Source organism: Sodalis sp. (in: enterobacteria) (assembly GCF_036327475.1).
In the GTDB taxonomy this organism is placed as follows: Bacteria; Pseudomonadota; Gammaproteobacteria; order Enterobacterales; family Enterobacteriaceae.
Genome location: NZ_CP132913.1, coordinates 1330278 through 1347538, shown reverse-complemented (window position 1 = coordinate 1347538; position 17261 = coordinate 1330278). Strand labels below are relative to the sequence as shown.

General features: G+C 54.2%; 10 protein-coding genes and 10 pseudogenes. 16 read left to right on the top strand and 4 right to left on the bottom strand.

Going from position 1 to position 17261, the window contains the following annotated elements:
- Positions 1 to 949 precede the first annotated feature (949 nt).
- The 7 genes and pseudogenes from GPOALKHO_RS07295 to GPOALKHO_RS07265 all read left to right on the top strand — a co-directional run.
- A pseudogene (locus tag GPOALKHO_RS07295) lies at positions 950 to 1298 on the top strand (GNAT family N-acetyltransferase); the annotation flags it as partial.
- A 275-nt stretch (positions 1299 to 1573) separates the two neighbouring features.
- Positions 1574 to 1987 (top strand): DNA polymerase III subunit psi, encoded by a 414-nt coding sequence (locus GPOALKHO_RS07290; protein ID WP_406701928.1) that lies wholly within the window; start codon positions 1574 to 1576, stop codon positions 1985 to 1987.
- Positions 1956 to 2367 (top strand): annotated as a pseudogene (locus GPOALKHO_RS07285) (GNAT family N-acetyltransferase). Before GPOALKHO_RS07290 ends, GPOALKHO_RS07285 begins: the two are co-directional and overlap by 32 nt.
- A gap of 112 nt (positions 2368 to 2479) precedes the next feature.
- Positions 2480 to 4069, top strand: a complete 1590-nt coding sequence (gene prfC / locus GPOALKHO_RS07280) for a peptide chain release factor 3 (protein ID WP_406703437.1) — start codon at positions 2480 to 2482, stop codon at positions 4067 to 4069.
- Between the two features lie 796 nt (positions 4070 to 4865).
- The gene (locus GPOALKHO_RS07275) at positions 4866 to 5081 is read left to right on the top strand and encodes a hypothetical protein (protein WP_406701926.1); all 216 of its coding nucleotides are present in this window, start codon (positions 4866 to 4868) and stop codon (positions 5079 to 5081) included.
- Complete coding sequence (locus GPOALKHO_RS07270; protein ID WP_406701924.1) at positions 5032 to 5301, top strand: hypothetical protein; 270 nt, start codon at positions 5032 to 5034, stop codon at positions 5299 to 5301. Before GPOALKHO_RS07275 ends, GPOALKHO_RS07270 begins: the two co-directional genes overlap by 50 nt.
- Before the next feature lie 1090 nt (positions 5302 to 6391).
- Positions 6392 to 6693, top strand: a pseudogene (locus GPOALKHO_RS07265) (TatD family hydrolase); the annotation flags it as partial.
- 143 nt (positions 6694 to 6836) lie between these two features.
- Here GPOALKHO_RS07265 and GPOALKHO_RS07260 read toward each other — a convergent pair.
- Positions 6837 to 7495 (bottom strand): annotated as a pseudogene (locus tag GPOALKHO_RS07260) (AhpA/YtjB family protein); the annotation flags it as partial.
- 112 nt (positions 7496 to 7607) lie between these two features.
- Between GPOALKHO_RS07260 and serB the strand changes: the two are divergent.
- From serB to nadR, 3 genes and pseudogenes are all read left to right on the top strand, one after another.
- Positions 7608 to 8363 (top strand): annotated as a pseudogene (gene serB / locus GPOALKHO_RS07255) (phosphoserine phosphatase).
- A gap of 76 nt (positions 8364 to 8439) precedes the next feature.
- Complete coding sequence (radA, locus tag GPOALKHO_RS07250; protein WP_406701923.1) at positions 8440 to 9822, top strand: DNA repair protein RadA; 1383 nt, start codon at positions 8440 to 8442, stop codon at positions 9820 to 9822.
- Between the two features lie 13 nt (positions 9823 to 9835).
- Positions 9836 to 10997: pseudogene (gene nadR, locus GPOALKHO_RS07245) on the top strand (multifunctional transcriptional regulator/nicotinamide-nucleotide adenylyltransferase/ribosylnicotinamide kinase NadR).
- A 154-nt stretch (positions 10998 to 11151) separates the two neighbouring features.
- Here nadR and GPOALKHO_RS07240 read toward each other — a convergent pair.
- Positions 11152 to 12566, bottom strand: a pseudogene (locus GPOALKHO_RS07240) (ATP-binding cassette domain-containing protein).
- Between the two features lie 696 nt (positions 12567 to 13262).
- On the opposite strand from GPOALKHO_RS07240, the gene GPOALKHO_RS07235 reads away from it, so the two are divergent.
- Complete coding sequence (locus tag GPOALKHO_RS07235; protein WP_406701921.1) at positions 13263 to 13439, top strand: hypothetical protein; 177 nt, start codon at positions 13263 to 13265, stop codon at positions 13437 to 13439.
- Positions 13440 to 14366: 927 nt separating this feature from the next.
- Positions 14367 to 14615, top strand: a pseudogene (locus tag GPOALKHO_RS07230) (Trp family transcriptional regulator).
- A 63-nt stretch (positions 14616 to 14678) separates the two neighbouring features.
- Here GPOALKHO_RS07230 and GPOALKHO_RS07225 read toward each other — a convergent pair.
- Positions 14679 to 15175, bottom strand: a pseudogene (locus GPOALKHO_RS07225) (DUF84 family protein); the annotation flags it as partial.
- A 47-nt stretch (positions 15176 to 15222) separates the two neighbouring features.
- Here GPOALKHO_RS07225 and gpmB point away from each other — a divergent pair.
- Positions 15223 to 15870: a 2,3-diphosphoglycerate-dependent phosphoglycerate mutase GpmB gene (gene gpmB / locus GPOALKHO_RS07220; protein WP_406701920.1), complete on the top strand. Its 648-nt coding sequence runs from the start codon at positions 15223 to 15225 to the stop codon at positions 15868 to 15870.
- A gap of 449 nt (positions 15871 to 16319) precedes the next feature.
- Here the strand turns inward: gpmB and GPOALKHO_RS07215 are convergent.
- Positions 16320 to 16558: pseudogene (locus tag GPOALKHO_RS07215) on the bottom strand (helix-turn-helix domain-containing protein); the annotation flags it as partial.
- Positions 16559 to 16848: 290 nt separating this feature from the next.
- Between GPOALKHO_RS07215 and GPOALKHO_RS07210 the strand changes: the two are divergent.
- From GPOALKHO_RS07210 to GPOALKHO_RS07200, 3 genes are read left to right on the top strand one after another with little or no spacing between them, the layout of a single operon-like run.
- Positions 16849 to 16968 (top strand): CreA family protein, encoded by a 120-nt coding sequence (locus tag GPOALKHO_RS07210; RefSeq protein WP_406703436.1) that lies wholly within the window; start codon positions 16849 to 16851, stop codon positions 16966 to 16968.
- Positions 16914 to 17063 carry a CreA family protein gene (locus tag GPOALKHO_RS07205; protein ID WP_406703435.1) on the top strand — a complete coding sequence of 50 codons (150 nt, stop codon included), beginning with the start codon at positions 16914 to 16916 and terminating at the stop codon, positions 17061 to 17063. Before GPOALKHO_RS07210 ends, GPOALKHO_RS07205 begins: the two co-directional genes overlap by 55 nt.
- Complete coding sequence (locus GPOALKHO_RS07200; protein WP_406701918.1) at positions 17026 to 17235, top strand: CreA family protein; 210 nt, start codon at positions 17026 to 17028, stop codon at positions 17233 to 17235. The genes GPOALKHO_RS07205 and GPOALKHO_RS07200 overlap by 38 nt, the downstream gene beginning before the upstream one ends.
- Positions 17236 to 17261: the final 26 nt, after the last annotated feature.

Here is a 17261-nt window from a genome sequence, read left to right as displayed (position 1 = left end):
ATGATCAAAATCTAGCTATTAATCATCAGTTCGTCGGCGCTGGTCTCTGTTATCATATCAGGGCATTAGCTCGCCCTTGACCTGCGCTGCATCGCCAACTACCGACAGCCGCAAAGCTTAATTAACGCGGTATTGCGCACCCGATGACCACAGCGCCTCAATTCTTCCACCGGCGGAGGCAACGGGCCCAGCCGGCCACGACGCAGATTGATAACTTGTTGCTGCATCGAAGTGAACAAGAAGCGGGCGTTGCGTTACCGAGGTGGCAGCGCTGGTGATGCCGGTCTATTATGATGTTCCACCATTCAGTGGCGGTGGTAGCCCAATCGTTCAGCGTGGGCGCTTCCAGGGAGGCATGGAGCGTATCATGCGGCGTTGCGCCCTGCGCAGCACCAGAGCGAGAGCCAGGACAAAATCAGTATCTATTTAGTTATGATGGCATACTCACAGGTTTGTGCCATAACTTTGCTAATGGTAACTATGAGTATTAACTAAAAATATGGGCAGCAATAACCCATTATTTATTATGGTTGATAGGCTGACGATAGTTCATAGGGCGGTGCGACGCCAGGGGTGTTGCCTCTAATGAGTCGGTGGCCGGTTGCGGCGCCGGCGTGAAGGCCAATATCATCAACGTTGACGCGCCTCGCCGCAGGTACTAACGCTCAACATCATTGGCATTGATGCCCTTACGTCAGCGCCAGGCCGGGAATGCGTCACTAATGGCCATGTCATTCTTTCTGACCGCTTAGCAGCGCGTCATGTTGTTGATAGCGCGAAACGCTAAACAGGTCCTAGGGCAACAGGCGCACCACTCCACCAGCCCTGCCATGGAATGCGTCATCACAGGTTACCGCTTGGGTAATGGAGACGTCAGGTTTCGCATTCGCCGACTGCCTATCGAAGGAGATACGGAACTTGGCCTGACGGTCAAAACCTGTTGGACACCATCGATCCCGGGCACAACCGACCCTGCTGCACCGCGTCCTCTGCTGATTCGAAGGAAATCTCAGTTGATGCGACGGGGATTGACAGTCTGCTCAAGCGGGCGTTCAATCGGGAGAGTGAAGCCGCCTTGGTGCGCGTACTCAAGGAAGGAAGGCGGGCTGCTGACCCTGGGCGCGGTGGCGACCGATGACGAAGGCGGGCTGATCGGCTATGCCGCCTATTGCTCGGTTTGATATAGATGGCGAGGATCACCAGTGTGTAGCGCTGGCGCCGCTGGCGGTAGACGACGCCTGGCGTGGGCAGGTATCGGCCGCCAATTCGTTTATGAAGGGCTGAATACGCTTGGTGAAACCAGGCGGCGGTATGAACCCGTGTACTTCACGCCTCAAGGCTTGCCCGGCAGCAAATTTGCACATTGCCGGCTTAATACCTGTTTATCTGAGAATGTATCCTGACACTGATGACTTCAACGGTGAGGGTTAATGCAGATGGTGGGGTTAATGCAGACATGCGACAAACGCCCCTCAATAATTCGAGCAGGGAGTGGTATAGTGCTCTATTGCCCTGGGTTCGATGAGTTTGGTAGCATAGCGGCGCGGAATCGAGATCGCCAACGGGATGAACAATGACGACAAGGCGCGATTGGCTGTTACAACAACTGGGCATTACGCAATGGACGCTCCGGCGCCCGGCTGTGTTACGGGGGGAGGTTGCAATCATCTTACCGGGGCGTGTTCGTTTATTGCTAGTGGCCGATGTGGCGCCGCCGCTAGATCATCCACTGGTGGCCGATGTGGCTCGCAGCATGGCGCTGACGCCAGCGCAGCTCTACGTGGTGACGCCTTTACAGGCGATGATGCTGCCGGATAATGTCCATTGCCATTGCTGGTGGCTCGGCCTTGACGCCCTGCGTGAATTTAAGGGAATCTCTTTCCATACGCCGCCACTGGCGGCGCTTTCAGGGGATGCCGGTGCTAAGCGCGAGCTATGGCGCCGGATAAGTGATGATGAATACTATACTATCACTGCTGCCGACTGATCTCACCGAAGCCTGGCACATAGAACAAGTTAGCCACGCCTTTCCTTAGAGAGCTAAGACCTTTGTCGGCAATCAAGGCGAAGGCTATTTAAATTTCAAACTGTGCGTGGGCGATCGCATCGCAGCTTGCCATCACTCTAACATCGCAGTTCACCCCGACTTTCAGCGGCAAGGTCGCGGCCAGGCGCTGCTCGGTTATTTGATCACCAATCTGGAACAGCGGCAAGCATTGACGCCTTGCTTGGAAGTGCGTCAATCCAATGACCGGCCATCGCCCTGTATCGCGCGATGGGTTTAATGAAGTCTCGATTCGGCGCCATTACTACCCGTCGGCGGACGGCCGGGAGGATGCCGTTATCATGGCGCTGCCGTTGGGCTAACGCCGCCGCTGGCCGGAGAGCTACCATGTAGAATCTGCAACTAGTAAATCCCTTTTAGAGAGACACTGTGGCGCGTGCTTGCCGTGCGCTCATCGAGAAAGTGACCATGACCATGAAGAGTGACCTCTACGTCGACAAAATTGCGGCACGGCGCACCTTCGCGATTATTTCGCATCCTGACGCCGGTAAAACGACAATCACTGAAAAAGTGCTACTGTTCGGACAGGCGATTCAAACCGCCGGTACTGTGAAGGGTCGCGGCTCCAGTCAGCACGCTAAATCCGACTGGATGGAAATGGAAAAGCAGCGCGGTATTTCCATTTCCACATCTGCGATGCAATTTTCTTACCGCCAAGCGCTGGTCAATCTGCTGGATACGCCAGGGCATGAGGATTTCTCCGAGGACACCTACCGCACCCTGACGGCGGTGGATTGCTGTTTAATGGTGATCGACGCCGCCAAAGGAGTTGAAGATCGGACTCGAAAACTGATGGAAGTTACTCGCCTGCGCGACACGCCGATCCTGACCTTTATGAACAAGGTAGACTGCGATATACGCGATCCGATGGAATTGCTTGATGAAGTGGAAAGCGAGTTGCGCATTATCTGCGCGCCGATCACGTGGCCTATCGGCTGCGGTAAGCTGTTCAAGGGCATTTGTCATTTAGCGAAAGATAAAACCTACCTTTATCAAAGCGGTCAGGGTCATACCATCCAGGCAGTGAGGGTGGTAAAAGGGCTGGACAACCCGGAACTGGATCAAGCGCTGGGCGAGAATCTGGCCGCGCAACTGCGAGAAGAGCTAGAGCTGGTGCAGGGCGCGTCCCATCCCTTTGACGAACAGGCTTTCCTGGCTGGCAAGTTGACGCCGGTCTTTTTTGGTACCGCGCTGGGCAACTTTGGCGTTGATCATATGCTGGATGGTCTGGTGGCATGGGCGCCGCCGCCCATGCCACGTCAAACAGACGTTCGGATGGTGCGCGCGGACGAAGAGAAGTTCACAGGCTTCGTTTTTAAAATCCAGGCTAATATGGATCCACGGCACCGGGATCGAGTGGCGTTTTTGCGCGTTGTCTCCGGCCGTTTTGAAAAGGGCATGAAACTGCGCCAGGTGCGTACCGGCAAGGATGTCGTTATCGCCGATGCGCTGACCTTTATGGCGGGCGACCGCTCCCATATCGAAGAAGCCTATGCTGGTGATATTATCGGCCTACATAACCACGGGGCTATCGAAATTGGCGATACCTTTACCCAGGGTGAAGAGCTGAAATTCATCGGTATCCCCCATTTTGCGCCGGAATTGTTCCGTCGTATCCGCCTGCGCGATCCGCTTAAGCAAAAACAGTTACTTAAAGGGCTGATACAGCTGTCTGAAGAGGGGGCGGTGCAGGTCTTTCGCCCACTGGCCAATAATGATCTTATTGTCGGCGCGGTCGGCGTGCTGCAGTTTGATGTAGTCGTGGCGCGGCTGAAGAGCGAATATAACGTTGAAGCGCTGTATGAGTCAGTAAACGTTTCTGCTGCTCGCTGGGTGGAGTGTGGCGACACAAAAAAGTTAAAAGAATTCAAGCACAAAAATGAACTCAATTTGGCTCTCGACGGCGACAATAACCTCTCCTATATCGCCCCGAGCATGGTAAACTTAAATCTGACCTTGGAACGATATCCGGATGTTCGGTTCCATAAAATGCGCGAACACTAATCGCGTCTGTCCTGGGCCGCCGCGAAAGCAGCGGCGTCATACTTTCCTTATCAGGCAGCGTCGCACGGTGACGTTGTTGTGGATGACGTATGGCTGTTTTGGCACCGCGTCGGGCGCCGCCGACTGTTGATAACCGGTCGGTCTCTTCCCAGCCAATATACCGGCGCGCCTCTGTATCAGCACTGGCGACTGTCGCGACGTTCCTGCCGTGCGCCTGCGTTTATGCCTGCTCGTCGAAGCGTTAGTCGTTGGATGTTCAGGCCCGCGGCGGCCGATGCTTGCGTCACGAAAAGCTACTGACTCCTTGTTTCTGCTTTTGATTCGACGATTTTCTTTTCCATTAGCATGCAAATTACTTATGGCAGTCTATAGTTAAATTGTCACTGACGGAGCGGTTAATTATGTTAATCAATCCAGTGAAGTCAGAGCAGTTCGCTGTTTAAGCGCCGTGAAGATGGGCTGTTATTCGGTCTCTAGAAGAGAATGAGACCAAAAGGAGATCAGACCGCAGCAAGCGTGGATGTCACCTTACGTTTTTAATGAAGGGTCACTGTAAGGTTGCAGGACGCGGAAATTGTTGGATGCCAGACCAGCTCGTTAAGCGGCGGCGCATTATTGCCCAGGCATTGGGTGGCAAAAGGAAAACATTGATGAATAAGAGCAAGATTGCAATCGCTGACGGCTATCGTACTAGGTTCAGTTCTGGCCGGCTGGTGCAACCACAATGGCGGATATCTCCGTGATGCAGGACGCCAAGTCCGCGGCTAACACCACGAGGTAGAGGATCGATAGCTCAATGAAGTCAGCGTCGGGGTACACATGGGCGATATCGTCATTACCGCGTACCGCGAAAGTCAAAAGCGCGCTGGTCGGCAATGAAGTCGTTAACAACAACGACATTTTCGTTGAAACTAACGACATTTTCGTTGAAACTAATGAAGACGTGGTGATGCTGAGCAGTTTTGTCGCCAACCAAAGCCCGGATGAAGGGCGTGAAATCGGTTATCGATAACTGGCACATCAAGGAAACCAACAAAACGTTGATTAAGACCTACGCCAGCGATGCAGTGAAGTACAAGCGAAGTGAAAGCGAAATTCCTGGCCAACAAGAGCTACCGTCGCAGATGATTAAGTCGCAGATGATTACAGTGGAAACCATAGACGGTATCGTGCAGTTGAGCGGTAAAGTGGAAAATGCGACACAGATCACACGACGTCCGGTCAGCTTGTAAAGTAACCGCGGTCAATTTGCGATTAAAGGGACTAAAACAACCGGTATCGTCATAGGAAGTGTATTTCTTCGGGGTATTATTTTCTGTTTATTACCTGATTGCAACTGCATTGGGGTTTGAAAATCGTATTCGTCGTTATTTCCTGTTCCTGATAAGCCCATTTACCGGCCGTCGCGACAGAACGGCTATTTCCGGTTATGAATAATGACATCGTGATAGGCGGATTGAAACAGTGGAAAGTCAGATGTGGTTGTTATGGACAGGTGGTTTGATAGCGACTGTGCCGGGTTGCATGAAGCAATGATTACCTCTCCGGCGTTTTACAGAAAGGTTACGTAAATTGGCAAAACCGGTATCGCCGATGGCCAGCAAATCCTGCCACTGAATCACCATTCCGTGGCCTGTTCGCGCACGTCAGCGACAGATTATTGTGACGCCGTTCTTCACTTAAGCTTCGCTTTTGTCAACTTACTACCGCCATCGTCACCTTTTTCCCTCTCTAGCGTATTGCGTTGACCGTAACCCTGGCGTCATTATGCTGCTCAAGATAGACTCTGTCATTAAAGGCAATCTTGCGGCGCCGAGCCTGACCTTTTAACTATCACCCCACGCGTTGCGACCACCTTGAAGTACTGCAGGGCGCTGTGGCTTATCGACATGTGGCTACTGCGATGCGCAGGATGCACAGCCGGTTGCCAGCTGTTCGTAGGAGTGAAAGCGCGCACTGCCAGAAGGTGCTTTATGTTATAAGCTTGTTGAGGAACACGGCTCGGCCTACTAACACGCGGCCGCTGGCATGGGGGAGTCTCATGAACCCATCACGCTTTATCGATATGCATTGTCATTTCGATTTCCCGTCGTTTTGGGCGAGTGTTGGCGCTGACAGAGCGGCATCCAATGCTGCATGTCGCGCTCGGTTTTCCGCCATCGAATAGTGTTAGGATGAGGATGTCGACTTATTAGAGCGGCATTTACGCCAGACCGTAAGAGGCTGACGGCGGTCTGAGAAATCGGCCTGGATGCTCATATGCCGCAGCCGCAGCTACTGCGCCAACTTGTGTTATTGGCGCAACTGCGCTTGGCGGTACCCATCACGTATTCCTGCGCCAGTAAAGCCCGTGATGTCATGGCGAGATTGCCGTTGTCGTGCCTGCTGTTGGAGAACGGATGCACCTGATATGCCACTGTCAGGTTACCAAAGCCGGCCTAACTTGCCCGGCGGATCCGCCAGCCTTCGCTACGCTATGTGATCTGCGCCGCGAGCCGCCGGCGGAGATTGCCGAGACCCTTTATCATAATAGCCTGCGTCTGTTCGTGCTGCTGGCAAAGCCTGCCGTGAAAAGTCATCCGCCCGCCGGGCGGCGCCATAAAAGCGAGAGGGCACGTACCTGAGGGCAAAGCGCTGTTCGGCCCCAAAACTGTGTAACGCGTAACTTAATAGCGCGCGCGGGCAGCATACATTCCGTATTATCGCGCATAAAGCGCTGGAATCGGTGTGATTGGGCGACGCACGCTAAAGTTGTGGGGCAGCGCCGACTCATGGCACGTCGGTGGCTTGGCGTCGACCGTGACACGACGTTATCTTCTTCCGCGCGTCGTTTTCTCCAGCGGCGCGGCGTATTGGCGGTGAGCGGGTGAGGCGACTGCTGTTGCCAGCCAGCAGCTGCGGCGGTTTTCAGCAGCGTGCGTGCTAGGATAATGCCGATGGCGCGCGCCAGCAGTATCATGAGACGCATCAAGTTAGTGATGTTATCCGACTGTTTGACCTCAATATCCAACACGTGGGTATCCAGCGTTAGTCGGACAAAACCGCTCGGCCTTTGTCATCTCTTCGATTGTCCGCACCAACTGGTGATTGAAGAAGCTGCCCGCCTGCTGGTTGCCGATAGCCAGCCGATCGCGTACGCTGATGTTTTCGCCCAAGCGGGCCACTAGACTGCCGTCCATGTTATACACGCTGGCATCGAGAATGCGGCTATCGCGCGTGAGGCAACCCAGGATTTGATGGTGCGCTGTTGTTGTCACGGCTGGTCATCAATGGCAAGGGTGTCAGCTCTCCGATGACCTGGCGAATCAACGTATCCGCCAACTCCTCCACCTGCGCCGAGCGGGCCGTTTGGTGGCTCGGGCTGAAATAGATCGCGCCCTACATCAACACCACTAGCAGTGCGACGCAAATCAGCACGATAACCATGCGGTATAAACGGATCTGGCTTATAGGTTTCCTTTCTCTTTTAGACGTTTTATGTTGCCAGAAGAGCCAATGATAGAATAGCTTGTTGAGCGTTGCTAGCGCAGGAGTCAAAATGCCAAATAGTTTGACCTGTTACGATCTGTCCGAGAGAATTTCACGCTGGCCGATAGCAAAATTTGGATAAACAGAGTCCTGTCGGTGGTATTAGCGCGCTAGGCGCGGCGATAGTATTGGTTTCCGCAAATAGACGACTATCGAGTGGTGCGTCTGGCTTGGTCGCTGACCGCGTGCGTCGCGCGGCTGTCCCATGATCACGGCCTGGCGTGGTCCTCTTTGGCAAGACGTCCCATTTCGCGCGCCGGGCCTGCTGATTGTGGATATAGACTCCACGGTGATACAATCGAGCGCATCATGAAACTGGCTTGACGTACAGAGACGGCCGAGGTCACCGAGCGGGAAATGCGCGGCGAGCTGGATTTCACCGCCAGCTTTCAAGGGGTCGATGCCGACAATGGGCCGATGCCGATATTTTGAGGCAGGTGTGCGAGGTGTTACCGCTGATGCCCGGCCTGATCCAACTAAAAAGCTGCAGAGTCTGGGCTGGCAGTCGCTATCGCCTCAATTCGCGATGGTCGCTTGATGGTAGATGCTGGTTACAAAGCGCGGATTGACGCGCCTAGCGGACAGGTTGCCCATCCCTTGGCCATCCCATAGCCAGATAGTGGCTATTGGCGACAGTGCAAATGATTCATTGATGATACAATCAGTAGGTCTGACGTTCCACGCCAAGCCGAAAGTCAACGAACAGAGTAAAGTAACGATTCGATCTGCTGAGAGCGCTGTGCATCCTGAGCAGCAAACACGATGAACGCTGAGCGTGCTCGCCGCGGCGTATCGATCGCGGCGTCCGGCGCGCCCTATCTTGCCGAGGTAAGAGGTAATCTGTGGCTAAAGCGGTAAAACGCGCTTTTGTATGTAACGAATGCGGTGCGGATTACCCCCGCTGGCAGGGGCAATGTACCGTTTGCCATGCCTGGAACACCATCACCGAAGTGCGCCTTGCGGCCACGCCGGCGGTGACGCGCAACGAACGGTTCAGCGGCTATGCCGGCGAGAGCAGCGTGAGCAGAGTGCAAAAACTTTCTGACATCAGCCCGGACACGCTACCTCGCTTCTCTGCGGGTTTTAGCGAGCTAGATCGTGTGCTGGGCGGCGGTATGGTGCCGGGGAGCGCCATTTTGATTGGCGGCAGCCCCGGAGCCGGGAAAAGTACGCTGCTGCTGCAAACGCTCTGCAAGCTGGCTGGCGAAATGAAAACCCTGTACGTCACCGGCGAGGAGTCCCTCCAGCAGGTGGCGATGCGTGCGCACAGACTCGGGTTGCTCACCGCTGATCTGAAGATGCTGTCGGAAACCAGTATCGAAAAAATTTGCCTGATTGCCTCGCAGGAAAAACCGCGCTTGATGGTTATTGACTCGATTCAGGTCATGCACATGGCCGATGTGCAGTCCTCTCCGGGCAGCGTTGCCCAGGTACGGGAATCCGCCGCCTATTTGACCCGCTTCGCCAAAACCCATGGCGTGGCGATAATCATAGTTGGTCATGTGACCAAAGATGGCTCATTGGCGGGGCCGAAGGTGCTTGAGCACTGTATCGATTGCTCCATTATGCTGGACGGCGATTCCGATTCCAGTTTTCGTACGCTGCGCAGCCATAAAAACCGGTTCGGCGCAGTGAATGAGCTTGGCGTATTCGCCATGACCGAGCAGGGGCTGCGTGAAGTCAGCAACCCCTCGGCGATATTCCTAAGCCGCGGGAAGGAGATGACGCCCGGCAGCAGCGTGATGGTGGTGTGGGAAGGCACCCGCCCGCTGCTAGTCGAGATCCAAGCGCTAGTGGATCACTCGATGATGGCCAATCCACGCCGGGTGGCGGTGGGACTGGAGCAAAATCGGCTGGCGATCCTGCTGGCGGTGCTACATCGCCACGGTGGGCTGCAGATGGCGGATCAGGATGTCTTTGTCAACGTGGTCGGCGGGGTAAAGGTTAGTGAAACCAGCGCCGATTTGGCGCTGATGCTGGCGATGGTATCCAGTCTGCGCGACCTACCGTTGCCAAAAGATCTGGTGGTATTTGGCGAAGTCGGTCTGGCAGGGGAGATCCGCCCGGTTCCAAGTGGACAGGAGCGGATCACCGAGGCCGCCAAACACGGTTTTCGCCGCGCCATCGTGCCGCAGTTCAACGTGCCGAAAAAAATGCCGGAAAATATGCAGATCTTCGGTGCAAAAAAACTGGCCGACGCGCTGGCGATACTGGAAGAACTTTGACGCCGAGGAAACTATGTCGTCGCTCAACTATCTAAAAAGCGCTATCAAGCAGCAGGGATGCGCCTTACAGCAGGTGGCGGAAGCCTGCGGCGTCACCAAAGGCCACCTTGGCCAGCTGCTGAACGCAAAAAACAAAAGCCCAAGCGCCAGAAGCTCGAGGTCATCTGCCGTTTCCTGGGATTGGAGTTTCCCTGGCGGTAGAAAACGGTCGGGGTGATTTCGGCAAGTTCTATCCTGTGCATACCGGGCACATCTATTTGATTCAGCAGGCTTAATCCGATGTATGAGTTGCATATGATCCTTAACTACGACGATTAGCGCGATCTGCGGCTGTTTAGGACGGCGCCATGTCCCAGCAGCGCACGCTCAACGAGTAGGCTGCGCTGATTGCTGCAAACTTTCAAGTACCCAAAATATCCATATTATGCGTTCAATGAGCAAGGGATGGAGCATTACTCCAACAGTTTGCAATGTCTGGAGCCGAGGCGAAAGGGTTTCATGGCCAACAAAGGCAAAGGCATCGAAGCGGATTTTATTTATTCAAGCGAAAACAGAATCTCGCGCACTATTGTGAATATCTGGAGGTTGAAACCGTCATTAATCGATTCCGACCGTTTGTTTATGTCCGTCAGCAGAGAGCAAATCTGTCAGGATCCCTTCCTCTATTGGAACTATATTCCAATAGAGGTCAAACACTTCTTCGTTCGCACTGCGGCGTTGATTATCGAGTAGTCTAGTGGCAAATCTACCATGGTCAACAAGCTTGCTAATAAACCTTGCCGGCAATGAAATGGCACTGCAATATTCCGATTACGATAAATTGCCATGGCCAGTCCTAGTTCATCGATTTCGCCGTGAAATACGCCAATGAGGTGACCTGTATTGATATTGATTTCGTCATCAACTAGGCGTTTTTCAAAAATATCACCGCCGTGAGCACCCTTTCGTGCAGGCAATGACTGATGCGTACCGCTTCGATTTGGTTATCTCAGTGAAAGAACAATACTTGGGTCGTCGATGGTCTTCGTGGTCTCGACGCGCCGACGGATTGTGATGAGTTCCAGCGCTTACTTGGATAATCATATCCCTTACGTGTTGGTGGACGTGGCGGATTATGACTAGCGTTTTTACAGCGCATTACTTTAGTAAAAGAAGAGCTGCTGTGGGAGCGCTGACGGCACCGTCGGCCGACGCCGACGCCAAATTTGCAAGCGCCTCCGAGAGGCGTAGAGGCCAACGCGCGGCACTATCGAGCACATCGACCAGCGTTTGGCGCAGGTCACTCGTATGGCGCAGGCGTAAGAAGGCGCTGTAACATACTGCTGGCCGTCAGGCCATTTTCTTGTACTTGATGCGGTGCGGTTGCAGCGCTTCCGCGCCCAGCGTCCCTTATTATACCCTTCGCATTCGGTAAAGTTTCCCTCAAAGAATTCGATGTTTCTTTCATCCTGGTAGTCGATAATGTGCGTGGCAATGCACTCGAGGAACTAACGGTCATTGGAGATGAGTATAGCGCAGCCGGGGAACCCCAACAGGGCGTTTTCCAGCGCGTGCAGTGTTTCGACGCCCAAATCATTGGCCGGCTCATCGAGCAGCTGCTGGAGATCTCCTTCTATTACGGTTTTGCCGTTATCCATATTGTCGCGGAACTGGTCTACCGAGGCTAACTGTACGGTATTCCACAGCATGATGCTGCCGCTGTCTGGCTGTTCTTTGCTAGATAGCGATCAGAACAGCGTGGTTTATGGGTTTACCGGCGCAGTTGGGGCCGATGATGCCGACTATCGCCCCCTTTTGGCAGGGAGAAAGACAAACCATCGATAAGTAAGTCGGTCACCGTAGGATTACGCAGCTGGCTGACTTCCAGTACCTTGTCACCTAGACGGGGTTCGAGCAGGATAAGCAATTCGCTGGTCTCATTGCGCTTTTGGTACTCGACATTATTGAGCTCCTCAAAGAGGGCCAGGCTGACTTTACCTTTCAACTGGCGACCTTTGGCATTCGACCGAACCCATTCCAATTCCTTTTGATGGATTTGTGCCACACTGTCTCGAATGAGGCTTCTTGTGCCAGGCGCTGATCTTTTTGTTCCAGCTAGAACAAATAGTTGCCTCTCCAAGGATTCCCTTACTACGGCCCAGCTCCAGGATCCGGTCGGCGACATCATCCAGAAATAACGGTCATGGGTAATCGCTACCACGATACCTGCATAGTTGTGCAAGAAACGTTCAATACAGGCGACAGGCTCGGTGTCCAGATAGTTGGTGGTTCGTCGAGCAGCAGCATATCCAGTTTTCCAGCAGTACATAGCGCTCCGTCGGCGTTTGCCACCGAATAGGGTGCCGATTTTGCATCCCAGGGCGGCAGGCGCAGTGTGTCGGCGGCGCGTTCCAGTTGGTTGCCAGATTCCAGATTGTGGCCGTCGTAGGGCTGGGTGATAGTTTCCAGCTCTCTGTGCTCTATTGGGCAGTTTATAAACGTTGGCGTCCGGTTATTCTAGGTAGAATACTCTTCGGGCGTGGTTTTCTCATCGTCAAACCGAGGCTCCTGCGGCAAATAACCGATATTAATGCCGAGTTGCGGCCAGGGTTCACCCCGATGTCGGTATCGATGCCGGACATGATGCGGAGCAGCGTCAATTTCCGCCACTAAGACCTGGCGCGCCGATTTTGGCGCCGGAAAATATGGCATTTTGGCGGAACGATTTTGCTAACGCGGTGCATAGTGTAGACGAATTGAGCCATGTTGCGATAAGCCTCATGTTGATGGGTTTTGACTGTCCCGCGCGACGGCTGGAATGAGCTGGGCAAGACAACGCGGGATGGGAAAAGGCGACCACCGGCTTGCGACCACGGTTAAAGAACGCCGCTGCCGCCCACGGAGAAGGGAAAAGGAACGCGTCGTGGGCGCAAACCGGTTGGTTAAGCTTGCAACAATGCCCCGCGGCGGAACGGGTAATCAGCTGAGGATGAGTAATAACGGTCAAGGTGGACAGATGGCGGTTGTAGGTAACGGCGATCGGTGATGACACTGCCCGTGCTGGTATAGACGGATTCCCTTGAGGCCCAACGGCAGCGCTATCAGTTTGTTTGGCTTGGGACGCGCAGTAAATGGACGTGGTAGCGCAATGCTACCCACCCTGCGCATCCTTATCTGTCGTACCAGCAGCTATCACAAGATCTCTCCCAGGTCAGTCCCGATCAAATCACTGTCCTTATCCAGGCCAACCCGACGCTGCTGTCGGCCAGCTTCTTGACAGCGCGCTATGTTACGAACTACTGACGAACCGTCAGGACTGATGTAGCCTGCTGGCTTTTAGCCCGCAGCCGCCGACAGGAGACCTGGGACGATGCCCGCGACGTCTGGCTTAACGGGCATTTTCTTCCTGACAGCTGCAACAAACTGTTCGGCGTTTGAGTCCAGGCTGGCGAATGCAGCCTGTGGGTCACTCTCGAACGGATACGACTGCCGATGAGAAGGGTAATACCGGTCTTGTCAACTACCTGCCAAAGCAGCTGCCGGCCGAGTACCAAACTATAGGCAACGCACTAGCGACGCTACAAGATAACCCGGCGACATTGTCGGATTTCGCCCGCAACGTCGGCCTACCGATTTAACCTGCCAAGCGACGCAAATTGTCTTTGCCCGCCTGGCCCGCACCGAGTGGAAAACGCCCGTTCCCTGATCACGATAGTGGTCAGCGCGCAGCGAATGCGCGACAGCGAACGCCTAGCGCTTGAAGAGAGAGCGTCGCCTGGCGACTGATTGGCACCGAAATCCCGAACGGGAGCGCTAGCACGATGGGGTTATTCTGCGTGGCCATTTCACTGAATTATTGGAACGACGCACCCGCATATTTGACCAGGGCCATATGTAGGAGGTCCCGCCTGGTTGGAACAGTTACCGAAAAAGGAATGAATGGCGTTATTGCGTTCTCTGATGCAAGCGCGCGAGTTTTATCCCATGGCGACGTAGGCGTTGGGCCAACGCTATGTCATTAACGTGGCGCACGCCGCAACGCCGGACCAGGCTTTGGCGCGTTGGAGCCGGTTATCGCCCAGGTGCGCGAGCTGATGTCACCGGCAAGCTGTGCGACTATCTGGAAGAGTGCTTCCCGCTGGCCTGTCACTAAACGTTCTGTCAGGCGACCAACGTAAAGGAATCAGCCAAGATTACGCCAGGCCTTCGCCCGTCAGAAGAGCGCGTGGAATCTAAAAGGTGCGTTCACCGGTGGATACCGGTTGCCTGTGTAATTGAGGCACAGATGTTTAATATGGAAAACCTACCCGGCCTGGCTGGCTATTGGAACACAAATTAGCATCGCTCTCGGCACGGCCTACTGGGAATATGTCTATCAGATGTTCGGCCGTAACGGTATTCTCCAAACATCGCTTACAATGCCGGCCCGGCAGAGTCAACAGCTGGTTTAACACTAGCGCCCTAGCGCCGGACGCGCCGCCGCCATCGCGTTCAGAAAGTATTCTCTTTTTCGAAACGCGCAGCTATGTCAAGAACGTCCTGGCCTATGCGTGTGTTTTACTGCTATTTCCTGCGCCAGCCTGCTGAGCCAGACCTATGCCGATGAACTGCACGTACTGTAGTTGATGCTTACGCTCGACGAACGCGAGGCGCTGGCGATGCGTATCCGCATTATTCAGGCCCTGTGCTGGTCTGGGCGACGCCAGCCAACGAGAACTGAAAAACGGGCTTGGAACCGGTATCACGATCACTACTTGAGAACGAATAGCCTGAAGTCGGTGCCGCCGGAGCTGAAACGCTGGCTGATGCAGTAGCTGCTGAATACACCAGTCTAGTTGCACGGTCGGCGAGGTTCTTGATAATCGCGTCATGGAAAGTACCAGCGCCAGAAATAGCGTTTGTTGGCACACGCTGCTGCGCGTCAGGCGGCCTTCCGTAAACACGCAAATGTCGCCACCGCGGTGCTTAATGTCCACAATACCAGTTAATCGTGCCATTTCATAACCCAATTCTCGCCCTTCTGTGATTCCCTGTAATATACTACTAGGTAACATTAAGCTGGCGGAGCGCAGATGTGCATTTTCAATCACCATCCAGGCAAAGGCCTATCATCTCAACGCCGGCCTCGACGCCGACCAAAAGTCCGTCTCGGGATTACCTGGCGGGTGGTCGTCGCCCGGTTGCGTGCGTTGCTGCGGGTCTGATGATCGCTCGTCGGCCAGAAACAGCACGCTGCTGTCAACATCAATGCCCGTCACTTGGCAATATCAATGCCTGTCACTTGGCAATTATCCGTACCGAACGTATTGTCAAAAGGCGTGCTGAAGGCGTCAATCTTGGCCGGGTTATTGGTGGCAGCGATTACATTGTACATGGTGTTTGGTTAACCCCGTTTCTCACGCAGAATAACGGAAAAAAAGTATGTTACATGTTTATCTTGTTCGTCATGGCGAAACTGAATGGAATGCGTTGCGCCGTATTCAGGGGCAATCCGACAGTGCATTGACCGCCAAGGGTGAACGCCAGGCAGAACAGGTCGCTGAACGGGCCGTATCATTGGGTATCACCCATATTATCAGCAGCGATCTGGGGCGTACACGCCGTACCGCAGAGATCATTGCCGCCGGCTGCGGCTGCCCGATGACGGTGGACGCGCGGCTGCGCGAGCTGGATATGGGGGTACTGGAAACCCGCGATATCTCTACCCTGACCCGTGAAGAAGATAATTGGCGTCGGCAATTGGTCAACGGCACCGAAGGCGGGCGTATTCCGGGCGGTGAGTCGATGACCGAAATGGCGATGCGCATGCATGCCGCCCTTAACCACTGCTTGACGCTGCCGTCGGGTAGTACGCCGATGCTGGTCAGCCACGGCATGGCGCTTGGCTGTCTGATAAGCACCGTTTTGGGCCTGCCGGCCTATGCCGAGCGCCGACTCAGGCTGCGTAACTGTTCCCTCTCCCGCATGGATTACCAACAAAGCCCGTGGTTAGCGCCTGGTTGGGTGGTGGAAACGGCAGGTGATGTGTCTCATCTGGATACGCCCGCCCTGGACGAACCGCAGCGTTAACGGTGCACGGGAATCAGATATTAGCAGTGGATGGTGTCGGCAACTCCGTATTCGGTTTGCGCTCCGTGTGAATCATTCGGTGTCGAATCTCTTGCGGTGCACCAGGCTTTGCGACGGCGGGCAGATGCCGTAGAATAAAATCTTATAGGTTGTGGGGGCAGGCCTTGATAAATTAGAGCGGGCGTATTCTCCATCATCTAGATGAACGGGCTACAAAGCACCTCCTGTTTATCCTCTTTCTCTAGGGTGTGTGTTTAGACTGTATAGCGTCTGGCTCGGTACGGAAGCTGCCGAGCTGCTCCAACGTGCAGGTGTAACTTTGCGCGACGCCGATCAGTTTCATTGCCGATAGCCGAATGAACTCGGCTTGGGGCAGCGCGCTTTGATCCAGACGAATCGACTGTCGGATGTCGGTGGAATCCGACTCTTCTTTAACAGCAATGCATGCCGGCGGAATTGTTTCTTGAGCACGCGGGTAGGGTTTGCTGGGAATTAAAACGGCGCTGGATCGTGATATCCAGTGTTGGCCGGCTCGTCAGCCATAAGGCCACCGCCGCCTTGGATAATCTGCGTGCGCGAACGTAGGCGCCGATGGCAGGCCGGTCACTTCTTTGAACATGCACTGCAGGCTCCATTTGGAATAGCCCACTTTGGCGGCGACGTTGTCTATCGACAACGGCTGATCCAGCTAGCTACCGAGCTAGCTTAACAGGTCACGAACGATACCGGCTTGAGTCATAACAATCCTCAGAAGGCGGTGATGTGTCGTTAAAAAGCGTCGATGCATAATGGCAATATTTTAGCTAACAAGTTGCAAAAGATTTACAAGTTTATTATTGCCAGTTAATACTGAGGAGTTCAACCGGTGCCCTCGCCCGGAAGCCATGGGCGCTATACGAAAATATGCTGAACTACGAATAAAAAACGTTATCGCCCTGATGGGCTACACCTTCTGCCTCGGGATGGCTCGGGCCTAAGCTGTTCGAACCAGATCATAAAATCGTGATGGAAGCGTTTGACGATCCCGACGTGCCCAATGTGACCTGCTATCTCTCAGCCGCGCCAATACCAGTGGCATCAAAGGCGGCCCCGGCCTGACGGAGGATACTTCCGATGCGGCGATCTCCTGCCAGAAAGCGGGGTCAATCACCTTAAGTGACGAGATCAAAAGTCGTCCTGAGTACGGAGTGTAATGTTTCAAAATGCACCTCGCTGATTTTCAAACGCCTACAGGCGGTACGCTTTTGTGATCCAAAACGCAACGCGCTGGTGTGTCTCTCCTATTCGGATTCGGGTGATGGAGGTTTCACCCAAAATGCGCTGAGCGCGGTGCCGATTATGCTCTTTGGCGAATCTCGTCCGTAATCACCTTTTCAGCAGCGGTACCACCT